This window comes from Bradyrhizobium sp. USDA 4474 (assembly GCF_054057515.1).
The window spans coordinates 4,439,249-4,464,202 of the sequence record NZ_JBSRZJ010000002.1 but is presented as its reverse complement, the minus strand read 5'-3'; the positions used below and the strand labels follow the sequence as shown (position 1 = coordinate 4,464,202).

26 protein-coding genes and 1 pseudogene are annotated in these 24,954 nt (G+C 64.5%); 20 read left to right on the top strand and 7 right to left on the bottom strand.

The genetic code is table 11. The features are described 5' to 3' along the window. Positions 1-212: 212 nt before the first annotated feature. The 10 genes from napE to ACVW16_RS22950 all read left to right on the top strand — a co-directional run bounded on the left by napE (position 213) and on the right by ACVW16_RS22950 (position 7,887). Complete coding sequence (gene napE, locus ACVW16_RS22995; RefSeq protein ID WP_456701383.1) at positions 213-398, top strand: periplasmic nitrate reductase, NapE protein; 186 nt, start codon at positions 213-215, stop codon at positions 396-398. Positions 399-423: 25 nt separating this feature from the next. After that, entirely contained in the window at positions 424-738 is a 315-nt protein-coding gene (locus ACVW16_RS22990; protein ID WP_456701382.1) for a chaperone NapD, read from the top strand. Positions 739-754: 16 nt separating this feature from the next. Continuing rightward, positions 755-3,268, top strand: a complete 2,514-nt coding sequence (gene napA / locus ACVW16_RS22985) for a nitrate reductase catalytic subunit NapA (RefSeq protein ID WP_456736195.1) — start codon at positions 755-757, stop codon at positions 3,266-3,268. Further along, positions 3,265-3,735 (top strand): nitrate reductase cytochrome c-type subunit, encoded by a 471-nt coding sequence (locus ACVW16_RS22980; RefSeq protein WP_456701380.1) that lies wholly within the window; start codon positions 3,265-3,267, stop codon positions 3,733-3,735. Before napA ends, ACVW16_RS22980 begins: the two co-directional genes overlap by 4 nt. Beyond that, positions 3,732-4,397, top strand: a complete 666-nt coding sequence (locus ACVW16_RS22975; RefSeq protein WP_456736196.1) for a NapC/NirT family cytochrome c — start codon at positions 3,732-3,734, stop codon at positions 4,395-4,397. The genes ACVW16_RS22980 and ACVW16_RS22975 overlap by 4 nt, the downstream gene beginning before the upstream one ends. An 88-nt stretch (positions 4,398-4,485) precedes the next feature. Beyond that, positions 4,486-5,601: an ATP-dependent DNA helicase gene (locus tag ACVW16_RS22970; RefSeq protein ID WP_456701378.1), complete on the top strand. Its 1,116-nt coding sequence runs from the start codon at positions 4,486-4,488 to the stop codon at positions 5,599-5,601. A 328-nt stretch (positions 5,602-5,929) separates the two neighbouring features. Then, positions 5,930-6,631: a peptide-methionine (S)-S-oxide reductase MsrA gene (msrA, locus tag ACVW16_RS22965; protein WP_456736197.1), complete on the top strand. Its 702-nt coding sequence runs from the start codon at positions 5,930-5,932 to the stop codon at positions 6,629-6,631. A 32-nt stretch (positions 6,632-6,663) separates the two neighbouring features. After that, positions 6,664-7,083 (top strand): peptide-methionine (R)-S-oxide reductase MsrB, encoded by a 420-nt coding sequence (gene msrB / locus ACVW16_RS22960; RefSeq protein WP_456701376.1) that lies wholly within the window; start codon positions 6,664-6,666, stop codon positions 7,081-7,083. A gap of 133 nt (positions 7,084-7,216) precedes the next feature. Then, a complete protein-coding gene (locus ACVW16_RS22955) occupies positions 7,217-7,381 on the top strand; it encodes a DUF3309 family protein (RefSeq protein ID WP_177243031.1) in 165 nt (54 codons plus the stop codon). Positions 7,382-7,593: 212 nt separating this feature from the next. Continuing rightward, positions 7,594-7,887 (top strand): hypothetical protein, encoded by a 294-nt coding sequence (locus tag ACVW16_RS22950; RefSeq protein ID WP_027532521.1) that lies wholly within the window; start codon positions 7,594-7,596, stop codon positions 7,885-7,887. 139 nt (positions 7,888-8,026) lie between these two features. Here ACVW16_RS22950 and ACVW16_RS22945 read toward each other — a convergent pair whose 3' ends face one another. Next, entirely contained in the window at positions 8,027-8,605 is a 579-nt protein-coding gene (locus ACVW16_RS22945) for a DUF4112 domain-containing protein (RefSeq protein WP_456705155.1), read from the bottom strand. Between the two features lie 59 nt (positions 8,606-8,664). After that, positions 8,665-9,090: a DUF5413 family protein gene (locus tag ACVW16_RS22940; RefSeq protein WP_456802429.1), complete on the bottom strand. Its 426-nt coding sequence runs from the start codon at positions 9,088-9,090 to the stop codon at positions 8,665-8,667. Positions 9,091-9,236: 146 nt separating this feature from the next. Between ACVW16_RS22940 and ACVW16_RS22935 the strand changes: the two genes are divergently transcribed. The 3 genes from ACVW16_RS22935 to ACVW16_RS22925 all read left to right on the top strand — a co-directional run bounded on the left by ACVW16_RS22935 (position 9,237) and on the right by ACVW16_RS22925 (position 10,298). After that, entirely contained in the window at positions 9,237-9,482 is a 246-nt protein-coding gene (locus ACVW16_RS22935; RefSeq protein WP_456701374.1) for a hypothetical protein, read from the top strand. A 35-nt stretch (positions 9,483-9,517) separates the two neighbouring features. Further along, positions 9,518-9,745 (top strand): hypothetical protein, encoded by a 228-nt coding sequence (locus ACVW16_RS22930; RefSeq protein ID WP_456736198.1) that lies wholly within the window; start codon positions 9,518-9,520, stop codon positions 9,743-9,745. Positions 9,746-9,926: 181 nt separating this feature from the next. Further along, complete coding sequence (locus tag ACVW16_RS22925) at positions 9,927-10,298, top strand: hypothetical protein (RefSeq protein WP_456736199.1); 372 nt, start codon at positions 9,927-9,929, stop codon at positions 10,296-10,298. Positions 10,299-10,370: 72 nt separating this feature from the next. Here the strand turns inward: ACVW16_RS22925 and ACVW16_RS22920 are convergent, their stop codons facing one another. Continuing rightward, positions 10,371-11,954, bottom strand: a complete 1,584-nt coding sequence (locus ACVW16_RS22920) for a hypothetical protein (RefSeq protein ID WP_456701371.1) — start codon at positions 11,952-11,954, stop codon at positions 10,371-10,373. A gap of 37 nt (positions 11,955-11,991) precedes the next feature. Further along, the gene (locus tag ACVW16_RS22915; RefSeq protein ID WP_456736200.1) at positions 11,992-13,284 is read right to left on the bottom strand and encodes an adenylosuccinate synthase; all 1,293 of its coding nucleotides are present in this window, start codon (positions 13,282-13,284) and stop codon (positions 11,992-11,994) included. A 438-nt stretch (positions 13,285-13,722) separates the two neighbouring features. Between ACVW16_RS22915 and ACVW16_RS22910 the strand changes: the two genes are divergently transcribed. Both ACVW16_RS22910 and ACVW16_RS22905 read left to right on the top strand, forming a co-directional pair. Continuing rightward, positions 13,723-14,655 (top strand): DMT family transporter, encoded by a 933-nt coding sequence (locus ACVW16_RS22910; RefSeq protein ID WP_456736201.1) that lies wholly within the window; start codon positions 13,723-13,725, stop codon positions 14,653-14,655. A gap of 120 nt (positions 14,656-14,775) precedes the next feature. Then, positions 14,776-15,711, top strand: a complete 936-nt coding sequence (locus ACVW16_RS22905; protein WP_456736202.1) for a DMT family transporter — start codon at positions 14,776-14,778, stop codon at positions 15,709-15,711. Between the two features lie 80 nt (positions 15,712-15,791). Here the strand turns inward: ACVW16_RS22905 and ACVW16_RS22900 are convergent, their stop codons facing one another. Beyond that, positions 15,792-17,477: a methyl-accepting chemotaxis protein gene (locus tag ACVW16_RS22900; RefSeq protein ID WP_456736203.1), complete on the bottom strand. Its 1,686-nt coding sequence runs from the start codon at positions 17,475-17,477 to the stop codon at positions 15,792-15,794. Positions 17,478-17,734: 257 nt separating this feature from the next. Between ACVW16_RS22900 and ACVW16_RS22895 the strand changes: the two genes are divergently transcribed. From ACVW16_RS22895 to ACVW16_RS22880, 4 genes are all read left to right on the top strand, one after another. Further along, the gene (locus ACVW16_RS22895; RefSeq protein WP_456736204.1) at positions 17,735-18,778 is read left to right on the top strand and encodes a C-terminal binding protein; all 1,044 of its coding nucleotides are present in this window, start codon (positions 17,735-17,737) and stop codon (positions 18,776-18,778) included. 98 nt (positions 18,779-18,876) lie between these two features. Next, positions 18,877-20,220, top strand: a complete 1,344-nt coding sequence (locus ACVW16_RS22890) for an ABC transporter substrate-binding protein (RefSeq protein WP_456736205.1) — start codon at positions 18,877-18,879, stop codon at positions 20,218-20,220. 137 nt (positions 20,221-20,357) lie between these two features. Further along, positions 20,358-21,314, top strand: coding sequence for a carbohydrate ABC transporter permease (locus ACVW16_RS22885; protein WP_456736206.1), 957 nt, complete (start codon positions 20,358-20,360; stop codon positions 21,312-21,314). Further along, the gene (locus ACVW16_RS22880) at positions 21,307-22,209 is read left to right on the top strand and encodes a carbohydrate ABC transporter permease (RefSeq protein WP_092227225.1); all 903 of its coding nucleotides are present in this window, start codon (positions 21,307-21,309) and stop codon (positions 22,207-22,209) included. Before ACVW16_RS22885 ends, ACVW16_RS22880 begins: the two co-directional genes overlap by 8 nt. Before the next feature lie 70 nt (positions 22,210-22,279). Here ACVW16_RS22880 and ACVW16_RS22875 read toward each other — a convergent pair. After that, positions 22,280-23,966, bottom strand: a pseudogene (locus ACVW16_RS22875) (mucoidy inhibitor MuiA family protein). Here ACVW16_RS22875 and ACVW16_RS22870 point away from each other — a divergent pair. Then, positions 23,851-24,150 carry a hypothetical protein gene (locus ACVW16_RS22870; protein WP_456802635.1) on the top strand — a complete coding sequence of 100 codons (300 nt, stop codon included), beginning with the start codon at positions 23,851-23,853 and terminating at the stop codon, positions 24,148-24,150. The pseudogene ACVW16_RS22875 and the gene ACVW16_RS22870 sit on opposite strands and share 116 nt — an antisense overlap. A 3-nt stretch (positions 24,151-24,153) precedes the next feature. Here the strand turns inward: ACVW16_RS22870 and ACVW16_RS22865 are convergent, their stop codons facing one another. Then, positions 24,154-24,774: a response regulator transcription factor gene (locus ACVW16_RS22865; protein WP_456736208.1), complete on the bottom strand. Its 621-nt coding sequence runs from the start codon at positions 24,772-24,774 to the stop codon at positions 24,154-24,156. Between the last annotated feature and the right edge of the window lie 180 nt (positions 24,775-24,954).

The window sequence follows — 24,954 nt, the reverse complement described above, 5'->3', positions numbered from 1 at the left end:
TCGCGGGCATCTTAATGCGCCGGACGCCACTGTCCACGCGGCCACAATTCCGCCATGCGGGAGAAGGCGCCGTGTGCGGAGCGGCAGCCATCATGACAACCTGGACGATTGATCCAGATCAACGCGTCAGCCGGTCTGCTGCATTTAATGTGCGGCAAGGCAGCGGCCCGGATGCCGTCCCGATTCCCCAAACCATTTCGAAGAGACCGAATATGTCGGGCCCTGACGACACGACCCCGCGCGTACGCCGCAAGCGCATGGAGATTTTTGCGTTCCTGTTCCTGACCGCGGTCGTGATGCCCGTCCTCGCGGTCGGAACCGTCGGCTCTTACGGCTTGGGCGTCTGGATCTACCAGATGTTCGCCGGTCCTCCCGGTCCGCCGAGCGCCCCGCATTGATCCCGCGAAGCGAAAGACAGGCGTCATGACTCCAGCCACACTCAACCGCCGCGCATTGATCACAGGCCGGGTGCTCAGCGCCGACCGCGTCGTCGGCCCTCCGGGTTACGAGATCGCCAGCATCATCGTGCAGGCCCGCCCCGAGCGCCTCACCGAAGTCGAGGCCGAGATCAGCGCGCTGCCGGGTTGTGAGATCCACGGCCGCGACGTCAGAGGAAAGCTCGTCGTCGTGACCGAGGCGCCCGATGCCGGCAGCCTCGGCACCATGCTCAACACCATTCAATCGCTGCGCGACGTCTATTCCGCGGCGCTCGTCTTTCACGCCATCGAAACGACTTGAGGTCGGGAGAGCCATCATGACATCGCCGAAGCTCGACCGCCGCCAGATGCTCAAGCTCGAGGCCGCCGCGATTGCGGCCGCCGCGGCCGGCATGTCCGCGCCTGCGCTGGCCGCCAATCTCGTCACCGAGCGCGACACATCCGAGTTGAAATGGGACAAGGCCGCCTGCCGCTTCTGCGGCACCGGTTGCTCGGTAATGGTGGCAGCCAAGGACAACCGCGTCGTCGCCACCCATGGCGACATCAAGGCCGAGGTCAATCGCGGCCTCAACTGCGTCAAGGGCTACTTCCTCTCCAAGATCATGTACGGCCACGACCGCCTGACACAGCCGATGCTGCGCAAGACGGACGGCAAGTATGACAAGAACGGCGACTTCACGCCTGTTCCCTGGACCGAAGCCTTCGACATCATGGAGACGAAGTGGAAGGAGGCGATGAAGAAGCGCGGGCCGAACGGCGTTGCCATGTTCGGCTCCGGCCAGTGGACGATCTGGGAAGGCTACGCGGCCTCAAAACTGTTCAAGGCCGGCTTCCGCACCAACAACATCGACCCGAACGCGCGCCACTGCATGGCCTCGGCCGTCGCCGGCATGATGCGCACCTTCGGCATCGACGAGCCGGCCGGCTGCTATGACGACATCGAGGCGACAGACGCCTTCGTGCTGTGGGGCTCCAACATTGCGGAGATGCACCCGATCCTGTGGACGCGTCTGGCCGACCGACGGCTCTCCGCGCCGCACGTCCGCGTCGCCGTGCTCTCGACCTTCGAGCACCGCTCGTTCGACCTTGCCGACATCGGCATGGTGTTCAAGCCGCAAACCGACCTCTACATCCTCAACGCCATCGCCAACCACATCATCAAGACCGGCCGCGTCAACAAGGACTTTGTCGCCGCCCATACGATTTTCCGCCGCGGCCAGACCGACATCGGCTACGGCCTGCGGCCGGAGCATCCGCTGCAGAAGAAGGCAACGGGCGCGGGCAAGGCCAACGACTCCACTGACATGAGCTATGACGAGTACGTCGAGTTCGTCTCCGGGTACACGCTGGAGAAGGCGGCGCAGATGTCCGGCGTACCGGTGAACCGGCTCGAGGCGCTGGCGGAGCTCTATGCCGATCCAAAAACAAAAGTGGTCTCGTTCTGGACCATGGGCTTCAACCAGCACACCCGCGGGGTGTGGGCCAACAACCTCGTCTACAACATCCACCTGTTGACCGGAAAGATCTCCGCACCCGGCAACAGCCCGTTCTCGCTGACCGGCCAGCCCTCGGCCTGCGGCACCGCGCGCGAGGTCGGCACCTTCTCGCATCGCCTGCCCGCCGACATGGTCGTGACCAACAAGGAGCATCGCGACAAGACCGAGCATATCTGGCAGCTGCCGGAGGGCACCATTCCCGACAAGAACGGCGCCCACGCCGTGCTGCAGAGCCGGATGCTGAAGGACGGCCTGATCAACGCCTATTGGGTGCAGGTCAACAACAATTTGCAGGCCGGTCCCAACATCAACGAGGAGACTTATCCGGGCTTCCGCAATCCCGACAATTTCATCGTCGTCTCGGATGCCTATCCGTCGGTGACGGCGCTCGCCGCCGATCTGATCCTGCCGACCGCGATGTGGGTGGAAAAGGAAGGCGCCTACGGCAATGCCGAACGGCGCACGCAGTTCTGGCACCAGCTCGTCCAGGCGCCGGGCGAAGCCAGATCCGATCTCTGGCAGCTCATCGAGTTCTCCAAGCGGTTCAAGATCGATGAGGTCTGGCCGGAGGAGCTGATCGCCAAGAAGCCGGAGGTTCGCGGCAAGACGCTGTTCGAGGTGCTCTACAAGAACGGCCAGGTCGACAAGTTTGCTGTGACGGAGATCGAGGAAGGCTACGCCAACGAGGAATCCAAGGCGTTCGGCTTCTACGTGCAGAAGGGACTGTTCGAAGAGTACGCCCAATTCGGCCGCGGCCACGGCCACGACCTCGCGCCGTTCGAAAGCTATCACAAAGAACGCGGCCTGCGCTGGCCTGTCGTCAACGGCCAGGAAACACGCTGGCGTTTCCGCGAGGGCAGCGATCCCTACGTCAAGCAGGGCACCGACGTGCAGTTCTACGGCTACCCCGACGGCAAGGCGCGCATCTTCGCGCTGCCTTACGAGCCGCCGGCGGAATCGCCCGACAACGACTATCCGTTCTGGCTCTCGACCGGCCGCGTGCTGGAGCACTGGCATTCCGGCACCATGACGCGTCGCGTGCCCGAGCTCTACAAGGCTTTTCCGGAAGCCGTCTGCTTCATGCATCCGGACGATGCGTCGGAAGCCAAGCTTCGCCGCGGCGACGAGGTGAAGGTCGTCTCCCGCCGCGGCTTCATCCGCGCCCGCCTCGAAACGCGCGGCCGCGACCGGCCGCCGAAAGGCCTCGTCTTTGTGCCGTGGTTCGACGAATCCAAGCTGATCAACAAAGTGACGCTGGACGCGACCGATCCGATCTCGCTGCAAACCGACTTCAAGAAATGCGCCGTGCGCATCGAGCGGGTGACCCAGTCATGATGAAACGATTTGGCATGGCCCTGCTCGCCTGCGCGATTGCCGCCGGCGCGAACCCGCTCATTGCGCAGACCGTGACGTCGGACCTGCGCGGCCCGACCCCGCTCAATGACGAGGGCCCGGCACCGCCGATGCTGCCGAACCGCAACACCTCGGAGAGGGAATCGCGCAACTATCCGGAGCAGCCGCCTGTCATCCCGCATACCATCGACGGCTACCAGATCGACCTCAACGGCAACAAATGCCTGTCCTGCCACGCGCGGGCGCGCACGGCGGAATCGCAGGCGCCGATGGTCTCGATCACCCACTTCATGGACCGCGACGGCCAGTTCCTGGCCTCGATCTCGCCACGCCGTTTCTTCTGCACCGAGTGCCACGTGCCGCAGAACACGGCGACGCCGCCCGTGAGCAACGACTTCGTCGACATCGACACGCTGCTGTCGCGCGCAAGCCCGGGTGGCCGGCGATGACGACGACCGCCGACGAGCCCAATGAAAAACTGAAGGAAAAGCTGGGGCCCAAGCGCGGCTTCATCGCGCGAGCCTGGGATTTCGCGTTCGAGCTGTGGAGCGTGCTGTCGCGGCCGAGCACCGTGTTCGCGCTCGGCACGCTCGTGCTGGCGGGCTTCGCCGCCGGCGTGATCTTCTGGGGTGGCTTCAACACCGCGCTGGAACTGACCAACACCGAAAAATTCTGCACCAGCTGTCACGAGATGAAGGACAATGTCTTCGCCGAGCTGAAATCGACCATCCACTTCACCAACCGCTCCGGCGTGCGCGCGACCTGCCCGGATTGCCATGTGCCGCACAACTGGACCGACAAGATCGCGCGCAAGATGCAGGCCTCCAAGGAGGTCTGGGGCAAGATCTTCGGCACGATCGACACCCGCGAGAAATTCCTCGATCATCGGCTCGAGCTCGCCGCGCATGAATGGGCGCGCTTCAAGGCCAATGATTCCCTGGAATGCCGCAACTGCCACAGCGCCGATTCCATGGACATCACCAAGCAGTCGCCGCGGGCCTCGGTGGCGCATCAGCGCTTCCTGTTCACGGGCGAGAAGACCTGCATCGACTGCCACAAGGGCATCGCGCACCATTTGCCCGACATGCGTGGCGTTCCGGGCTGGCAGTAGGACCGATCCGGGCCGCTTGAACCGGCGGGGCGAATGGTTAGTTTTGGGGGATGCGAATCGCATCGTTTCGCCCCTCCTCAAGACAGACATGACAAACTTCTCTCCGCATCAGGATGCCGCGCTCAAGGCCGTTGGCGACTGGCTCAAGGCCAAGCCCGGCCGCAACGGCACGCCGCCGATTTTCCGCCTGTTCGGCTTTGCCGGCACCGGCAAGACCACGCTTGCGCGGCATATCGCCGAGGGCGTCGATGGCGAGGTGAAATTTGCCGCCTTCACCGGCAAGGCCGCGCTGGTCATGCGCAACAAGGGTTGCGACGAGGCTTCCACCATCCACTCGCTGATCTACCGCGCCCGCGAGTCCGGCGAGGAGCAGCCGAGCTTCGAATTGTGGGACGACGCGCCCGCCTCCAAGGCCAAGCTGATCGTGATCGACGAATGTTCGATGGTCGATGCCGAGCTGGGCCGCGACCTGATGTCGTTCGATTGCCCGCTGCTGGTGCTGGGCGATCCCGCGCAGCTGCCGCCGATCCAGGGCGGTGGTTTCTTCACCAACACCGAGCCCGATGCGATGCTGACCGAGGTGCACCGCCAGGCGCAGGACGATCCGATCGTTCGGATGTCGATGGACGTGCGCGAGGGCCGCGAGCTCGACATCGGCCGCTACGGCGAGAGCGAGGTCGTATCGCGCAAAGAGCTCGATCCTGATCGCGTCATGGGCGCCGACCAGGTGCTGGTCGGCCGCAACAACACGCGACGCGCCTACAACATGCGGGTGCGGCAGCGCCAGAACATCGAGGATGTCTTCCCTGTCGCCGGCGACAAGCTGGTGTGCCTGCGCAACAACCGCAAGAAAGGCCTGTTCAACGGCGGACTGTGGCGCGTGAAGTCGCGCAACACCTCGCGCTCGAAGTCGCGCATCCTCTCCATGCGGCTGTCGCCCGATGAAGACTTTGGCCACAAGGTCACGAAAGTCTCGGTGCGCGCCGACTGCTTCGAGGGCGGCATCGAGCAGATCGCCTGGGAGCAGCGCAAGCCCTACGATGAATTCGATTACGGCTACGTGCTGACCGTGCACAAGTCGCAGGGCTCGCAATGGGACGACGTCGTGCTGTTCGACGAGAGCTTTGCGTTTCAGGACTCGCGAGCGCGGTGGCTGTACACGGGCATCACGCGCGCGGCGAGAAGGTTGAGTATCGTCGTCTAGAGCGGAAATCCCCTACTTCCCCGCCACGAAATCAAAATCCGGCGCGATCAAATGGCCAGGTCGTCGCCGGCTTGCGGTTCGGGCTCGGCCATCGCGACGCCGGCGACAAGGTGGCCGATATCAGGGAGACCATGCGCAGCATGCTGTCAGGTACCCCGGAGTTCCCAGTGTCGCCAAGCCGGACCGGCGGCAGCGGCTTTTTTCACGGACTCGTGTCGTAACATTCGCCGGGTCGGCCCGTATCTCCAGGTGTCTGAAAACGCCAGGCAGGCTGTTCGCCCGCCCCCAACCGCCCTAAACTGTCAGGCCTTCCGAAAGAGGATCCGCCATGCGCCGCTCCGTCCTGTCCCTGCTCGCCGCCACCACCGCCTTGACGCTGGCCTTCGCCGCACCGACCCGGGCCGCGGAAGACGCCGTGGTCATTCCCGCCCCTGCACTGGACGCAACCTCGGCAAGCGGCGTCCAGACCGCGGTGGTCGCCGGCGGCTGCTTCTGGGGCGTGCAGGGCGTGTTCCAGCACACCGCCGGTGTCGTCAACGCCGTGTCCGGCTATGCCGGCGGCAGCAAGGCGACGGCCGACTACGAGACGGTCTCGACCGGCCGGACCGGTCATGCCGAGTCGGTCGAGATCAAGTTTGATCCGAAGAAGATCTCTTACGGCAAGATCCTGCAGATCTACTTCTCGGTGGCGCACGACCCGACCCAGCTCAACCGCCAGGGGCCCGACACCGGCACGCAATATCGCTCGGCGATCTTCACCACCTCGGACGAGCAGAAGAAGGTCGCGGAGGCCTATATCGCCCAGCTCAACGGCGCCAAGGTCTTCAGCAAGCCGATCGTGACGAAGGTCGGCGCGCTGGAGGCGTTCTACCCGGCCGAGGCCTATCACCAGGACTATCTGACGCTGCACCCGACCCAGCCCTACATCGCCTACAACGACATCCCGAAGGTCGAGAACCTGAAAAAGCTGTTCGCGGATAACTACATCGAGAAGCCGACGCTGGTGAATGCCAGCAAGGCCACCAATTGATCCCAGAGATCACCAGACAAAACGGGAGACCCATGCCCGACACCAAGATGAAAACCACCGACGACAAGGTTATCAAGAGCGAAGAGCAGTGGCGGCGCGAATTGTCGCCGATGCAGTACGCGGTGCTGCGCGAGAAGGCGACCGAACGCCCCTTCTCCGGCGAGTATGAGCACGACCACCGTGCCGGCACCTATGTCTGCGCCGGCTGCGGCAACGTGCTGTTCGAATCCGACGCGAAGTTCGATTCCGGCTGCGGCTGGCCAAGCTTCACCGCGCCTGCCGTCGAGAGCCATATCGACGAGGAGCGGGATACGACGCACGGCATGATCCGCACCGAGGTGCTCTGCTCCAAATGCAGCGGTCATCTTGGCCATGTCTTCCCCGATGGACCGGGACCGACCGGCCTGCGCTACTGCATCAATTCAGCGGCGCTGAAGCTCGAGCCGAAATAAAGGTTGCGCGCCGCCGGGTTGCCCCGATGGAACCCGGCCGCGCGATATGCTTTTCTCGTCCGGCGGTGCAGCCGATGAGCGCTTTCGGGCGGCCGCCGGGAAGGATGCAAAGGAGGGCGCCAAGGAGGACACCGTGACACTCGGGACCATCCTGATCATCCTGGTGATCATCTATCTCTTGGGCGGCTGGTCCGGCCGGATCGGCGGATATGGCTACGGCATGGGCCATTCCGGCATGGGGATCGGCGGCGTCATTCTGGCGGTGCTGCTCGTCCTGGTGCTTCTTGGGAAGATATAAACCATATAAACTACTGAAATCGCTCGATTTTTTTGCTCTGCGGAGCTGCCATGCGTGGATTCATCATCTCGCATCGCAGGGGTCGCATTTTTGTCAAAACGGCCTATATTAGAGGACGAAAATGACATGCGGCGGGCCCGCTTGACTGCAGCCTCCGCCCTCCCAAACCCCACGCGCTTAAAGCCCCAGACAAGATCACGAGGTCTTTGACCATGCGTCCACTGCGTCCGTTCAACTTCAACACTTCCGCCGAGCTCTTCCCCGCTGCCATCCGCAAGAAGAAGCGCGCGGGCTTCACCTATCGCCGGTTCGGCACTGCTGCCGAGGCCGTGCAGTTCGCGATGGAGCAGCTGCCGACGGATTCGCTGAATGGCGCCTATCTCCAGGTCGAGGAAGCCCGTTTCGACCAGAACGGCATCCGCTCGCTGTATGAGAGCGAGGCATTCCCGCTGCCGCGCCACCGCAAGCCGGAGCCGGTGGCCGAGACCGACGCCGACGCGGCGTAAATTTTCCGAAAAACCCCGATGTGCGCGGACAGCGCGATGGCTGAAAGGTCATCGCGCTTTTTGCGTTTTGGTTCAGAAGCAAGACCAAGACTCTCGTGCCCCGGACACGAGAGAAGGAAGGCCGAGGAAGCAAGGAGCCCTACATCCGGGGCTGCTTGTCGAGCCAGCGGCGCAGCAGGCGGACGTTGCGCATATTGGCGCGGAACATGACGTCGAAGGCGTCGCCGGCGAACGGCACGATCCCGACAACGCCGTCGACTGCGACATTGCCCAGCATGCGCGCGGTGATGTACCAGGGCGCGCCAAGCGCGCGGGCCTCACGCACGAGCCACAGCGAGATCGCGGTGCTGATGATGTCCCCGACGACGGGGATCAGACCGATCAGCCCGTCAATGCCGTAGCGGATATTGGTGCCGGGCAGGACGAACGCGACGTCGAGCAGCTTTGCGATCGCCTCGAACCGCGCGATCCGCTGCTCGCGCGTCAGATTGCCGAATGGATTGGCGTTGCCGAATCCTCGGCTAAATCCTCGGCCAGATCCTTCCCCGAACTCGAAACGAAATTCGCGAAACCCCTGCTCCAGGGTCTCGGGGCGGATCTCATGGCCCTCCTGGTCGATGATCGGCGCGCGCGTCTGGCGGCCCGAGAAGTCGGCGCGCGGATGCGTCCCGGAACGGGGCTTGCGTGGTGCGAGAATGTCGTCATCAGGCATGGTCATGGCCATTGGAGAACGCAGTGACGCAGCAGAGGTTGCTGCGTCGCGTCAGGAAGTCGCGCTCAGCTTGCCGCCGCTGCCGCTTGCGGCTCCTCGACATAGTGATGCACGATCCAGGATGACAGCACCGACGGCACGAAACCGACCAGGCCGTACAGGATGAACTGCACCGCGCCGGAATCCGGCCCGCGCGAGCCATAGGTGAACGCAGCCAGGATGAAAGCGAACAGGCCGACCAGCAGCATCCGCAGCCCCGGCCGGACCCGCCTGACGTGGATCAGGATGTCGTCGACCGCGCCGATCATCAGCGAGGGCAGCAAGCCGAACAGATAGCTGTATTGCAGGCTCTTGAAGAACACGGCGAACAGCTTGCCGACCTCGTCGAGACTCGTCTGCGTCCAGTAGCCGGACTGGTAGGTCGTCGTCAGCAGCAGCAGGAATCCGCCCACGAACGGACCAACGAGCGCAAACACCAGATAGCGTTTCATCGAGGACTCCTCATCCGCCGACGGATTTTATAGCAGCGCGCCGGGAACCTTGGATAGCGGGTTACCGCGGCTCGAAGGAGGAACAAGTGGCAAGGCGACGAGTTCAGACAGGACCTTGAAATTCACCGTCAGATCTGGAGCCGCCGATGCCTCGTAAATTGTTGTTGCTGGCGACGATCACGCTCTCGGCCCTCGGCGGCCTGTCGAACACGCCCGTGCTCGCCCAAGGCCATATGGGCTCACCGCAGGAACAGAATGCCTGCTCGCGTGATGCCTCGCGGCTGTGCCGCAAGGATCTCGGCAATGACGGTGCAGTGCAAGGCTGCCTGCAGGCCCATCGTGCGAAGCTGTCGCGATCCTGCAGCAAGGTGTTCGAGAGCCACGGCATGTGAGGGTCCGCCGACCCGGGCGAACGGAGAACGACGTGATGTTGCGGGAGGAACAGCTTTCGATCCTCAGGGACATCAGCCAGTCCGTCGCCTTCGCCGACGATCGGAACGGCAAGGTCGGCGAGCTGATCGCGGACGGCTACGTGACGAAGGATGGCGACCTGTTCGAGCTGACCGCCAAGGGGATCACGGCTGTCGAGGAGCACGCCGCCGCCCTCGCGGCGAGCGACGGACCGACGAGCGCATCGTCCGATCAATCGACCTGAGCGCGTAACCCCATATTGCGTGACGGACGCGCAACATCTGCGAATTCCTTCGCGCCTCCCATTGAAGCTTCGCGACTTTGGCGCATACTTCGCTCGGGCGGCGCAGCACTTTTCGATTCGAACATCAAGAAATCGAGCGACCACATGCGGGGGCTGGAGTCCCCGGCGTGAAGGCTGTGACATGCGACATTTCAAGCCGCGTGCGGCGCCCCAAAACCAAGTGGTTCAATCCACGGAACTCGGGGACGCATCCTTCATGACACGCAACCAGACCATCGCTTCGCCACTTAAGGCCACGGCTTCGCTGTTGGCCGTCGCCGCCACCGCCCTCACCCTTCAGGCATCACCCAGCCTCGCCTTCTCGTCCGAAGCGCAGCAGATGTGCTCGGGCGATGCGATGCGGCTATGCTCCTATGAAATCCCTGACATCCGGCGCATCACCGCCTGCATGGTGCATAAAAAGGCCCAGCTCAGCCCCGGCTGCCGCGCCGTGATGGACCGCGAGCACGCAGCCGCCACCGCGGCCCGCAAGCGGGAGGCGGCGGCGGAGTAAGGCCGGCAAATTTCAGGTAGCAGCAGCTGCCCGCTGGAGGTCTCACCTCTCCCCTGGGGGAGGTGAGAAGCCTCAGTCACCCCACTGGGCGAAGGCGTCGTTGAAGGCGCGCTCGCCGGGGGCGCCCTTCTCGATCGCGATGATGGCGCGGCGCTGGTTGGCGTAGACCAGCGGCACATCGAACCACGAACGCTCCTTCAGGAGCTGGACGTTGCGGGCACGGTCGGCATCGACGTTGGAGAGGCCGACCAGGAAGAAACCGTCGGTGACCTTGACCGCGAGGCCCGCGAGCGGCGTGCCGCGCGCCTGCTCATTCGACTTCATCAGGATGCCCGGCACGTTGGAGACGCTGCCGCCAGGAAAGTCCGGCGGCAGGATGAAGGTCAGCTCGGCCGTGTGGCTCGCCGGCAGCGACGAGTCGGTGTTGCGACGAAACGACATCGTCATCTTGAACTTGCGCTCGGGGATCTCGATGTCGGCACGCACGGCGACGTCGGCCTTCTGGTTGCCCGACGCCTTGATCGGTTCGAGCCGCCACACCACCGAGCCGACATATTGCTTGCCCTTCGGGTCGGACGGATCCTCGTCATAGAGCACGACCTTCTGCGCCACCGGCGCGGCAGGCTGGTCGCTGGCCGAGGGCTGGCCGACGCGATCTGGAATCTTGGGCTTGCTCTGCGGCTGCGAACTATCCTTCGGCGCCTCCACCACCTGGGTAGGGGACGACTTGAACATATTGGTCGCGGTCTGGACCAGCTGTTTGCCCCAAAGGATACCGGCGCCGACCAGGATCAGCACGATGCCGATTGCGATCGCGCTCTTGAACGGGAACACGGAGCCTCTGCCGGCGCGCTTCTTGGCGTCCTGATTGGGCGCGATGCGCGGACGCGGCGACGGCGGCGTGTAGCGTTCGGCCTCCTCCATCGACTCGTCATAGGAATAGGGCGCATCGGGCTCGGCGGCGCGATTTTCCAGGCTCGGCTCCAGCCGGTCGAATTCCGGCGTGGGCGAGGGCACGTTGGCGTAGGTCCGGCGCGCCGCGCGATTGGCCTGCGCGGCGGCTCCGCCGAGATCGTTGACGTCGGCCGTGATGTCGCGGAACCCGCGCACGCCCGGTGCCGGCGGCAGCGGAGGCGGTCCGCCGTCCTGTGGACGGCGCGGAGGCGAGCGATCGCGCCCGGCCGGCGGTTCCGGCGGAGACGGCTGGCGTGGCGCATCGAAACGCGGAGCGCGCGGCGGACGCGGAGCCTCGCCCTGGTCGTCGCTGCCGAGCGGCGGACGGTCGTTGCGCGGCGCCGCAGTTCGGGCCCGCGGCGGCGCGGACGGCTGAGGGGGTGCGGACGGGTTGGTCTCGGCGGCACGGGCGCTGGCGCGGCGGAACGCATCGCCGCTCCCGCCCCCACTGCGGGCGCCGCCGCCCGGGCGCGAGGCCTCGCGGGCGCGCAGGGCGGCCTCGGATTCGACCTTGCGGACGGCCTCTTCCAGCGACAGCCGCTCGCGGGTGATCTCGGATTCGGACAGCGGCGGCTGCACGCTGCGCAACTGGGCGATCAGGGCCGTGCGCGCACGCTCATAGAGCGCGCGCCGGCTTTCGCCGGGAGCGTTAGGGTCCAGGGCGGCAATAGCGCGGGCGATCAGCGGATAGTAATCAGCCATTTCTACTCAACTATATCCGCGTCCTGGTAAGAGATCGTTAAGCCTCAAACGGGTTTTGCACCAGGATAGTATCCTCGCGTTCGGGGCTGGTGGAAAGCAGCGCGACCGGGCACCCCACCAATTCCTCGATCCGGCGGACATATTTGATGGCCTGGGCCGGCAGCTGGGCCCAGGAGCGGGCGTTGGCCGTCGGCTCCTTCCAGCCCTCGATGGTCTCCCAGATCGGCTCGACCCGGGCCTGGGCGCCCTCGCCGGCCGGCAGATGGTCGATCTCCCTGCCGTCGAGCTTGTAGCCGACGCAGACGTCGATCGAATCGAAGCCGTCGAGAATGTCGAGCTTGGTCAGCGCCAGCCCGTTGATGCCGCAGGTCCGCACCGTCTGGCGGACCAGGACGGCATCGAACCAGCCGCAGCGGCGGGGCCGGCCGGTGTTGGTGCCAAATTCGCGGCCGCGCTCGCCGATCTTGCGGCCGACCGCGTTGTCCTGCTCGGTCGGGAACGGGCCCTGGCCGACGCGGGTCGTGTAGGCCTTGCACAGGCCGAGCACATAACCGACTGCGCTCGGTCCCAGACCGGCGCCGGTCGCGGCCTGCGCCGCCACCGTGTTGGACGAGGTGACATAAGGATAAGTGCCGTGGTCGACGTCGAGCAGCGCGCCTTGCGCGCCCTCGAACAACATGCGCTTGCCGGCACGCCGCTCGATGTCGAGCAGGCGCCACACGGTTTCCGCGTAGGGCAACAGTTGCGGCGCCAGCGCGCTCAGCTCCTTCAGGATCTCCTTGCCGTCGAACTCCGGCAGGTTGAGGCCGCGACGGAGCGCGTTGTGGTGCGCAAGCAGCCGGTCGATCTTGTGCGGGAGCGTATCGAGATCGGCGAGGTCCATCAGGCGGATGGCGCGGCGACCGACCTTGTCCTCATAGGCGGGTCCGATGCCGCGGCGGGTGGTGCCGATCGCGGTCGCGGCATTGGAGGATTCGCGTAAGGCGTCGAGCTCACGGTGCAGCGGCAGGATCAGGGTGACGTTCTCGGCGACGCGCAGGTTTTCCGGCGAAACCGCAACGCCCTGCGCCCTGAGCTTGGTCACCTCGTCGAGGAAGGCCGCGGGATCGAACACCACGCCGTTGCCGATCACGGAGAGCTTGCCCTCGCGCAGCACACCGGAGGGCAGCAGCGCGAGCTTATAGGTCGCGCCGTTGATGACCAACGTATGGCCGGCGTTATGGCCACCCTGGAAGCGAACGACGATGTCCGCCTGCTCCGACAACCAGTCGACGATCTTGCCCTTTCCTTCGTCGCCCCACTGGGCGCCGACGACGACAACATTGGCCATTCGCGGGTAATCCTTCGAAGAATACTCTCTAAGTGGCATGATCCAATCGGAAAACCGGTACCCACTTTTCCGGGATCATGCCTGCGCCCAGCCCAATTCCCGGCCTGGTGCCGTTCGTACGCGGGGCAGCCCCACCGGATAAAGGAAGCGGCCTTCCTAAGCAAGCAAGAACGGGGCGTTTTGAGGATCCAATGCCCGATCCAAGCCTTTGATATCCCCCGAAAATCCGGAAATCTTCGCCGGCCATGCGCAGATCTCGACCAAAGCGCTAGGCGCAGCACCTGCCGCTGCATGGTCGCGTTGCACCTGCCGCCGTTGATGCAACCTCGATTTCCATGTCTTTGAACGGTGCCGGCTCTCAACCGGTCCGGACGAAGCCGGGCCGCAGGCCTTGGCGTTCTTCTTGGTGCATTCCACCGCGGGGCCATAACAATCACGATGTCCGCCACCGGCCAGACCACGAGCGCCGAAACATCCGGCCAGCACTGGATTGCCAACCAGCCTTATCTCCTGCTCGGCATCACCGCGCTGTGCTGGGCCGGCAACGCGATTGTGGGACGGATGGCCGCCGGACACATCCCGCCGGTGACGCTGTCCTTCCTGCGCTGGACCTTCGCCTTCCTGCTGGTGCTGCCGTTTGCCTGGAAGCACCTCGCCCAGGACTGGCCGGCGATCCGCAGCAAATTCGGCCTGATGATCGCGCTCTCGATCACCGGAATCGGCGCTTTCAACACACTGCAATATTGGGCGCTGGAACATACCCAGGCGCTCAACACCCTGCTGCTGCAGTCGGCCGCGCCTCTCGTCGTGGCGCTGTGGTCGCTCGCCATCCTCGGCATCCGTCTGACTGCGGCGCAGGCCTTCGGCGTGGCTCTCTCCATGTGCGGCGTGCTGATCATCCTGCTGCATGGCGATCTCACCACGCTGTCGAACATCGCCTTCAACAAGGGCGACCTGATCTTCATGGTCGCGCTGATCATCTTCGCGCTTTATTCCGTGCTGACCCTGAAGCGGCCGCCGATCCACGGCCTGTCGTTCCTTGCTTTCACCTTCGGCGCCGGCGCGGCGTGCCTCATTCCGCTGGAGATCTGGGAGCTATCGGCGCGCCCCGTCATGAAGCTGGACGAGCCGAATCTGCTCACCCTGTTCTATGTCGCGGTGTTTCCATCGACGCTCGCTTATCTCTGCTTCAACCGTGGCGTCCGGCTGATCGGCGCTAACCGCGCCGCGCCGTTCTTCCACGTCGTGCCGGTGTTCGGCTCGATCATGGCGATGGCCTTCCTGGGCGAGCGGCCGCAGGCCTTCCACTTCATCGGCTTCGCGCTGGTGCTGTCGGGCGTGTTCGTGGCGTCACGCAAGCAGGCGACCTAGTTTCACTGTTCAATATATTGACCGCCAATGGCACCTCTCGGGTCGCAGCTGCATCGTAGCATTGCGGCGGTGTGACTTGTGTCGTGACGGCGAACCGGCGCAAGCTCGCGATCGACGCCAATGACGATCGCCTCGCCCGCGCCCCCCGCATCAAATCCCGCCAGCTGGCTCAACGACCAGCCCTATTTGCTGTTGAGCCTGAGCTCGTTGTTCTGGGCCGGCAACATCGTGATCGCGCGCCATGTCGGCGCGCATGTGCCGCCGCTCACGGTGACCACGATCCGCTGGTTCGGCGTGTTCCTGATCCTGCTGCCGTTCTCGTGGCCGCACCTGAAGCGCGACTGGCCCGCATTGCGGAACAGCCTGCCGCTGATGCTGTTCCTGTCGCTCGTCGGCTTCGCCTTCAACAATGCGATCTCTTACTGGGCCCTGCAATATACCGAGGCGCTGAACGCGCTGCTGATCCAGTCGGCAGGTCCGCTGTTCGTGGCGCTGTGGTCGCTGGTGCTGTTCGGCGTGCGGCTCACCGGCGGGCAGCTTGCCGGGATCGCGACATCGTTGATCGGCGTGCTGATCATCATCCTGCGCGGTGATCTCGCTGCGCTGGCGAGCATCTCGTTCAACAGGGGCGACATCATGTTCGCCTCCTCGCTGGTCGCGTTCGGAATCTACTCCGCCTTCATCCCGCGGCGGCCGAAGGTTCATCAGCTGTCGTTTCTGTCCTTCACCACATGCTGTGGCGCCATGATGCTGGTGCCCACGGCGGTCTGGGAAGGATGGAGCGGCCGGGTGCTGCATTTCGACACCGAGACTCTGATGACGCTCGGCTACATCCTGATCTTTCCCTCGACCCTCGCCTATCTCTTCTTCAACCGCGGCGTCGCGCTGATCGGGCCGAACCGCGCCGCGCCGTTCTTCCATCTGGTGCCGGTGTTCGGCTCGGCGATGGCGATCCTGCTGCTCGGGGAGAAACTCCAGCCGTTTCACCTGATCGGCTACGCGCTGGTGCTCGCCGGCGTCGTCATCGCGTCACGACAGGGGTCTGCGGTGACATAAATCGCGACTGCTCAAAAAAAGGAAAAGGTGGGCGCGGCGCTTGCGCGTCATCGCCCACCGACCGAATTCAGCGCCAGGAATCAGGCCGCGCGAACCTTGGCGAGGAAGCCGTCCACCGCACTGCGCAGCGCGCCGGACTGGTGATCCAGCTCGCGCGCGTTGGTCAGCACGTCGCCGGCCGCAGCGCCGGTCGCTTGCGCGGCCGACGTGACGCTGCCGATATGGGCGTTGATCTCGCTCGAGCCGGCCGCAACCGACTGGATGTTGCGGGCGATCTCGCGGGTGGCCTCGCCCTGCTGCTCGATCGAGGCCGAAATGCCGGCGGTGATCTCGCTCATCTCGGCGATGGTCTGCGTGATGCCGCCGATCGCTGCGACGGCATCGCTGGTGGAAGTCTGCATCGCCGCGACCTGGGCGGAGATTTCCTCGGTCGCCTTGGCGGTCTGGTTGGCCAGCGCCTTGACCTCGGAGGCGACGACGGCGAAGCCGCGACCGGATTCACCGGCACGCGCGGCCTCGATGGTGGCGTTGAGCGCGAGCAGGTTGGTCTGCGCCGCGATCGAATGAATGAGCTTGACCACCTCGCCGATCTTCTCGGCGCCGGTGGAGAGCTCCTGCACCGTGGCGTTGGTACGTTCGGCGTCGCTGACGGCACGGCTCGCCACTTCGGTCGAGCGCGTCACCTGGCGGGAGATTTCCGCAACCGAGCTCGAGAGCTCTTCGGCGGCGGCGGCGACCGTGCCGACATTGCCGGAGGCTTTCTGCGAGGCCGCGCCGACCGTTGCTGCCCGCGAGGAGGCATCGCTGGCGGTCGCGGTCATCGACTGCGCCGTCGACTGCATGCCGGCCGCGGCCGAGGACACCGAGCGGACGATGCCGTTGACGCTGCGTTCGAAGTCGCTCGCGATGTCTTCCATCGCGCTGCGACGTTCCGCCGCCGCACGCTCCATCGCCGCCGTTTCGGTCTTCTCGAGGTCGCGGATGCGAAGCGCATTGTCCTTGAAGATCTGGACGGTCGCAGCCATCGCGCCGACCTCGTCGCCGCGGCCGACGCCGGGGATGTCGCCCTCCAGCTTGCCGTCGGCGAGGTCCTTCATGCGGGCGCCGAGCAGGGCCAGCGGGCGGCTGATGCTGCGGCCGAGCATCCAGGCGACGCTGCCGGCGATAACGACGATGACGAGCATCGCGAGGCCAAGCAACCAGTAGATCGGAACCATCTTGGCATCGATATCTTCAAGATAGCCGCCGGTGCCGAGATACATGTCGAAGCCGGGAACGGCCGCCGAATAGCCGACCTTGCGGATCGGCTTTTCCTGGCCGGGCTTCATGTACTCGTAGAACAGCAGCATCGAGCCGTTGGCCTTGACGCCGTCCATCCAATCCCTGGAGAGATTGCGGCCATTGGTCAGAATGTCCATGCGGTTCTGGCCAACCTGCTTCGGATCAGGCGCGAGCTGGGTGATGCCGTCATAGGACGTGCCGAACAGATAGCCCGTGCCGTTGTCGTAGGTCATCGCGTTGCCGTAGCGACGAAGCTCGGCCATGGCCGCATCCTTGGTCAGCTCACCGGCATCGACGCGCTTCTTCAGATTGCCCGCGAAGCTGAGCGCCACTTCCACGATGGACTTGGTCTGGTCGATGCGCGCATTCACCATCTCGCGCTTCATCAGATATCCGGCGAGAACCCCGGAGATACACAAACCGAACAGGGTGACGCCGACGAGGATGCCAAGCTTGGGGGCGATCTTCAGATTGCTCAACTTCACGGGATGGACTCCGGAGAAAAGGGATACGGGCACGCGAGTGAATCGATCGAAATTGACTCAGCATTTAGTATGAGACCCCTTAGCAAGTTACTTACAGGCCTCCGTAGAAGCCCCTAGGCCGCCGGGAACAACGGTGAACAATCGCGGCGGCGTCAACCGGGAATTGTACGCACTCGCGCCGATTTCGCGTAAAAGACGCAAAGGCCCCACGAGGCCGAGCCGCAACAAGAACCGACAAACCAAATCGGGAGCAGGACATGCCGAAATACAGGGTGGTGACGCCGAAGGGCGCGAGCTTCACGGTCGCGGGCAGCGATTATTCCTACGAGCGCGAGGCGCTCGATCCGATCGATGCCGAGATCGTCGAGGCGCCGGCCAACGAGGCGGAGTTCATCGCCGCTGCCAGACATGCCGACGCGATCTACGCCAAGGCCATCCCGATCACCAAGAACATCATCGACTCGCTGGAGAACTGCAAGGTGATCACGCTCGGCTCGGTCGGCGTCGACAGCGTCGACATCAAGGCCGCGACCGCGCGCGGCATTCCCGTCACCAACATCCCCGATACCTTCATCGAGGAAGTCGCCGACCACGCCATGATGCTGCTGCTGGCAGGCTTCCGCCGGCTGATCGAGCAGGACAAGATGGTGCGCACGGGCCGCTGGTCCGAGGGCCGGCCCGCGCTGCTGAAGATCCCGCGATTGATGGGTCAGACGCTCGGCTTCATCTCGTTCGGCCGCGTCGCGCGTGCGGTTGCGAAGCGCGCCGCTCCCTTCGGACTGCGCATGATGGCCTACGATCCCTTCATCCAGGAAACGCTGATGTACGACCACGGCGTGATGCCGGCAACGCTCAACGAGGTGCTGTCGCAGTCCGACTTCGTGTCAATGCACGCCCCCGCCCGGCCCGAAGTGCATCACATGCTGACCGAGAAGCATTTTCGGCAGATGAAGAAGGGCTCGGTCTTCATCAATACGGGGCGCGGCGCCACGGTCGACGAGGAGAGCCTGATCAAGGCGCTGCAGGAGGGCTGGATCGCGCACGCCGCGCTCGACGTGCTGGAAAGGGAGCCGCCGTCGCACAACAACCCGATCCTGAGCATGGAGAACGTGACCCTGACCGCCCATGTCGCCTCGGCCTCGGCACGGTTCGACGAAGCGCGCAAGCGCCGGGTGGGCTACGAATTGTCACTGGTGCTTCAGGGCATGTGGCCGGTAAGCTGTGTCAATCCGTCGGTGCTGCAAGACACCGCGCTCCGCCGCTGGCAGCCCGTCAGCATGGATCGCGGGCCCAACAGCTGAGGCGGCCGGCGCAACGCGCGCCGCGGGACGGCAAAAGACCGAGACGGCCCTTCACCGGCGATCAACGCCGGGAAGGGAGACATCACAGGGAGGAACGGATGAGGAACGACATCACACGTCGTGATGCCTTGGCGTTGGGCCTGTCCGCTGCGGCTGTAGCGGCATCAGGCGCGCCGGCGAATGCTCAATCGACGATCAAGGCAGCGGATGTCCCTGCCCCGAAACTGCCGATCGAGAAGGGCGCGACGCTTCGCATGCTGCGGCCAGTGCGCTTCGTCCAGGCCGACGAAGACGTGTTCCGCGCCAATACGGCCAAGTTCACCAAGGACACCGGGGTCGAGGTCAAGGTCGATTTCGTCGGCTGGGAGGACATCAACCAGCAGACCGCGGTCACCGCCAATTCCGGCGCCGGCCCCGACATCATCATCGGCTTCTCCGATGCGCCGCACATCTATATCGACAAGCTGATCGAGCTGACCGATGTCGCCGACTATGTCGGCAAGCGTTACGGCGGCTGGCTGCCGCTGGCCCAGCGCTACGGCAAGAAGAACAAGAGCGACACCTGGATCGGGTTGCCGTTCGGCGCCACCGCGGGCCCTCTGGTCTACCGCAAATCGATCCTGCAGTCGGTCGGCTTCGATAAGGTGCCGGAAGATCACGCGGGCATTCTCGACCTCTGCCAGAAGCTGCAAAAGGCCGGCAAGCCGGCGGGCTTTGCGCTCGGCAACGCCAAGGGAGACGGCAACGGCTTTGCCAGCTGGGCGCTGTGGTCGCACAATGCTGCCTTGCTCGACGAAGACGGCAACGTCACCATCAACAGCAAGGAGACGATCGCCGCGCTGAACTGGGTGAAGGCACTCTACCCGACCTTCATCGCCGGCACGACCTCGTGGAACGACGTCAGCAACAACCGCGCCTATGCTGCGCAGGAGATCTCGCTGACCGCCAACGGCGTCTCGCTGTATTTCTCGCTGAAGAACGATCCGGCAACCAAGCCGATCGCCGACGATACCGAGCATCAATTGTTGCCGAAGGGCGTTGCCAAGATCTCGCCGATGGCCGGCCTGACGCTGAACGCCATGGTGTTCAAGCACAGCCAGTACCCCAACGCGGCAAAGGCCTTCCTGCAATTCATGCTCGAAAAGGACCAGTACGAGCCGTGGCTCAACGCCAACTCCGGCTACTGGGCCCAACCGCTCGCCGCCTACGCGGACGCCGCCGTGTGGTCGCAGGATCCCAAGGTGAAGATATTCAAGGACACCATGAACAGCACCTATTATGACGGCTATGCGGGTCCAATCTCGACGGCGACGGGCGCCGTCAGCGCCGATTACGTGCTGATCCAGATGTTCGCATCCGTGGCAACCGGCGCGGCCACGCCGGAAGCCGCGGCCGCCGAAGCCGAGCAGCGCTGCAAGCGGTACTTCCGGCGACAGAGGTAACTGCCGACGACGAGCAACCGTTATTGCGAGGAGCGAAGCGACGAAGCAATCCAGACTGTAACCGCGGAGACAGACTGGATTGCTTCGCTTCGCTCGCAATGACGATGCGGTGACACTTCAGACAAGACGACGCCCCGATGTCCGTTACCACCCTCTCCTCCCCTGCACTGGCCAAGCGGCAACCGAACTGGCTCGTGCGCCTGTTCGACTACAAGCCGTTCCTGATCGTGATGTGTCTCGCGCCTGCGATCGGACTGCTCGCGGTGTTTCTGACCTATCCGCTCGGGCTCGGCATCTGGCTCGCCTTTACCGACACCACGATCGGCCAGAAGGGCATCTTCGTCGGCCTCGACAATTTCCAGTATCTGCTCAGCGATCCGCTGTGGTGGAACGCGGTGTTCTACAGCGTCGTCTACACTGGTATCGCGACCTTCGGGAAGTTTGCGCTCGGCTTCTGGCTCGCGCTGCTGCTCAACAACCATTTTCCGTTCAAGAGCGTGCTGCGCGCGATCATCCTGCTGCCCTGGATCGTGCCGACGGTGCTGTCGGCCCTGGCGTTCTGGTGGATCTACGATCCGCAATTCTCGATCATCTCCTACCTGCTGGTCGACGTGCTGCATTGGCGCGGCAGCAATATCGACTTCCTCGGCTCGCCGTGGCCGGCGCGGTTCTCGCTGATCGCCGCCAACATCTGGCGCGGCATTCCGTTCGTGGCGATCTCGCTGCTGGCGGGGCTGCAGACCATCTCGCCCTCGCTCTACGAGGCTGCGATGCTCGACGGCGCCAGTTCCTGGCAGCGTTTCCGCTACATCACCTTCCCGATGATGATGCCGATCCTTGCGATCGTCATGACCTTCTCGATCATCTTCACCTTCACCGACTTCCAGCTGGTCTACGCAATCACCCGGGGCGGTCCCGGCAACTCGACGCATTTGCTGGCCACACTCGCGTTCCAGCGCGGCATCGCCGGCGGCGAGCTCGGCGAAGGCGCGGCCATCGCGGTGTCGATGATCCCCTTCCTGGTGTTCGCGACGCTGTTTTCCTATTTCGGCCTGGCGCGCCGCAAATGGCAGCAGGGAGAGGCCAATGACTGACACCGTCGCGCAACGCGCCGCCGTCGCTGACGCCAAAGCCGCACCCGACACCATGGCGTGGGATTCCGGGCTGCGCCGACTGATGATGATCTATCTGCCGCTCGGCTGCTTCGTCCTGATCCTGCTGTTTCCGTTCTACTGGATGGCGATCACTTCGTTCAAGCCGAACGCGGAGCTGCTGAACTACCGGGAGCATAATCCGTTCTGGATCTCCTCCCCGACGCTGGCGCATATCAAGCACCTGCTGTTCGACACGTCCTATCCGCGCTGGCTGTGGACGACGATGCTGGTGGCGATCGGGGCGACCACGCTGTCGCTGGTCGCGAGCACGCTTGCCGCCTACGCCATCGAGCGCCTGCGCTTCCGCGGCAGCGCTTATGTCGGGCTCGGCATCTATCTCGCTTACCTCGTGCCGCCGTCGATCCTGTTCATCCCTCTCGCCACGGTGGTGGTGCAGTTCGGCCTGTTCGACTCGCCGCTGGCCCTGATCCTGGTCTACCCGACTTTCCTGGTGCCGTTCTGCACCTGGCTGCTGATCGGCTATTTCAAGTCGATACCGTACGAGCTCGAGGAATGCGCGCTGGTCGACGGCGCGACGCGGCTGCAGATACTGCGGCGGATCACGCTGCCGCTCGCGGTGCCGGGCCTGATCTCGGCTGGCATCTTTTCTTTCACGCTATCCTGGAACGAGTTCATCTACGCGCTCGCCTTCATCCAGAGCGGCGCCAACAAGACGGTGCCGGTCGCGATCCTGACCGAGCTCGTCACCGGCGACGTCTACCAATGGGGCGCGCTGATGGCGGGCTCGCTGCTCGGCTCGCTGCCGGTCGCGATCTTCTACTCGCTGTTCGTGGACTACTACGTGTCTTCGCTCACCGGCGCGGTGAAGGAATAGCCTGCGCTCCCGTCCACCTCTCCCCGTTCCTCCGGGGCGAGGTGAACAAGCGCCGCTCAACGGTGACAACCTAGCCCGAGGGGACGAGCACCACGTTCTTGTCCTTCGGCCAGCGGACGCGCCAGGCGAAGTTGATGTCGCGGACCTCGCCGGGCTTGGCGTCGAACGACCATTCCAGCACGCCGCGCTTGTCGCGGATATCCTTTGCCGTGGGCGGCGTGGTCGCGGGCAGCATCTCGACGACGATGTCCTCGTTCTCGCTGACCGGCAGCTGGTCCTCGATCGCGACGTGGATCGGGAAGTCGTGGCCGTTGCGGACAGTGGTCTTGAACGCGCGCTCGTCGGTTTTCGAGGTCGTGACCAGGAGGCCGGCCGAGCCCTCGTTGCGCCTGAGCACCGCGCGTTCGATCTTGACCTTGTCGTCGGCGCCGAAGCCGAGCCGGACGACGTCGTCCCTGGCCGATGCCGAGAGCTTGCCGCGGCCGACGAAGATGCCGTCGCGGTAGATCGCGACCTTGCCAGGCAACAACGCGGTGTCTTCGGTCGGCCTGAAGCTGGCTTCGAGGAAGGCGGTGGGGTCCTGCACCGGTGCGGCGCGTACCGCGAGATCAGCAGGCACGCTCATCGAGGCGATGCGCAGGCTCTTCGCGCCCTCGGCAGCACCAACACTGACGCGGCCGGGAATCTTGAAGGTGGCCTGGAAATCGCCGATCTCGGCAATGGCTTGCTGTTCATCGGCACGCTGGGCCGGCAGATCAAATTCCTCCCTGCTTCGTGCCGCCTCCATCTTTCGCGATGCCGGCGCAGATGCAGGCGCCGGCATGGCCGTATCCGTGGCCGAGCCCAGCGCGCGCGGCTTCGGCAGTTGCGGATATTGCGCGACCAGCGAGCCCAGCTCTGGCGCGCTGCCACCACGGGCGATACGGACCGTGGAAACGCCGAGCGCAACATTCGACCAGTCCTCGCCGGTCGATTGCGTGACCTCGGCGCGGCGGACCAGCTCGAGCTGCGGCTTGCGGTCCTTGGCGCCGGTGTCGAGCCGGGCATCGTAAAGCGGAATCCAACGCGCATTGCGCACGGCGTAAGTCACCCGCAGCGTCGCCTTGGTCGCAGCTACGGAGGCGACATCGATGCGAACTTCGAGCTTGCTCGGCGGCTTGGCCGAACGATCGGCTTCGAGTTGCGCGATCTGGCGATCGATCTCGCGCTGCTTTCGCGCGGCATCACGGATCGTGGTGTCTGCGGCCGCGACTTCGTCAGCCACGGCGGTAAAGGCCGCACGCCATTCGGTGATCGGGCGCGCCTCGCCCTTGTCGCCGAGACCGGCGGGAGAGGCTTCGGCGAAGCGTTGCGCGAATTTGCGCCGGGCTGTGGCCGCATCGATCGCGCCTTGCAGATCCGCGCGCTCGTCCTTCAGCGCCTCGATGCGCTTGTCGAGCTCGGGGACGTTGACCGGCGGCGCCGCGCGCGGCGGCCGCGCATCGACGGTACCGATGGTGAGCTTCGCGCCGGCCTCCACCTTCGACGCGAAGCGAGGACGGATCGAGCGAGAGCGGAAAATCCTTCGCGACCAGCGTCGAGTCGCCGGACGCGAGGTCGATCGCGATCAGGCGGGTGACGGTGGCACCGTCGGGATAGACGGTGACGGTGTCGATGGCCGATGTGGCGTCCACATCGGCAGCCCATGAGGGCGAGGCGAGCGCGGTGGCCATCAGAACCAGGCTCGTCGTCGTCAGACATTTTGCGATCGTGCGCATCCAATTTCTCCCTGCCGATGTCGTCGCGCAGCCAACTGGGCGCGCGAAAACGCGCCGCGCCATCGTGGTAAGACGCGGCAGCGAAGGAACCGGTTCGATTGGGGTTTCCGTTGGGCGCAGCTGCGGCAGCACGATGGCCGCGGAACGCGTCATCACGCCGCGCCACAACTCGCTTGGACATTAACTTTCAGACCTTGGTGGGCGAACCCTGGCCGAAGATGCGGCGAAGCAGGTCGGTCACGTTCTTGGCGCCGGCCTTCTTCAAGATGCTGGCGCGATAGCCCTCGACCGTGCGTGCGCTCAGATGCATGCGCCGGGCGACCTCCTTGTTGGTCAGGCCGGCGGCCAGATGCGCCAGCACGTCGCCTTCGCGCGCGGTCAGGGGTTCGCAATGGGGCGGCCAGCGTCGCCGGTTTGAATCCGGCTGCACGGATTCGTCGATCGCGGCATCGATCCGATCGACCACCTCGTGGGTGCGAAACGGCTTCTCGATGAAATCGGCTGCACCGCTCTTGATGGCATCGACCGCCATCGCGATGCTGCCGTTCGCCGACGTCACCAGCACCGGCGCCATGCAATTTTCCTCGCGCAGGCGCTTGAGCACATCGAGCGCGGAGCGATCCGGCGGCATCTCGAGCACAACGCAGGCCGGCATCCGCGCCTTGGCTTCCGACAACAGCGATGCGCCGTCGGCAAAGCAGATCACGTTATAGGCGCTCCGCTGGAGCGCGTCGGACAATTGTTCGCGGGAGGCGGCGTCGGTTTCGATGACGAATACCTCACCCTTGGAAAACATATTCCCCGGCATAATCCCGATCCAGCAATGTCTTGGTCAAATGAAGCGAGACGGCCGAGGGCTTCATCGCGCCCCGCCGTCATCCGCACCGCATTCGCGCCGGTGCTTCGCTTTCCCCTATGTATGTTCCAGCCCATCCTCGGATTTGACGGATCGGGACAGAAACTTTACATTTCGGGACATCTGCGGGAA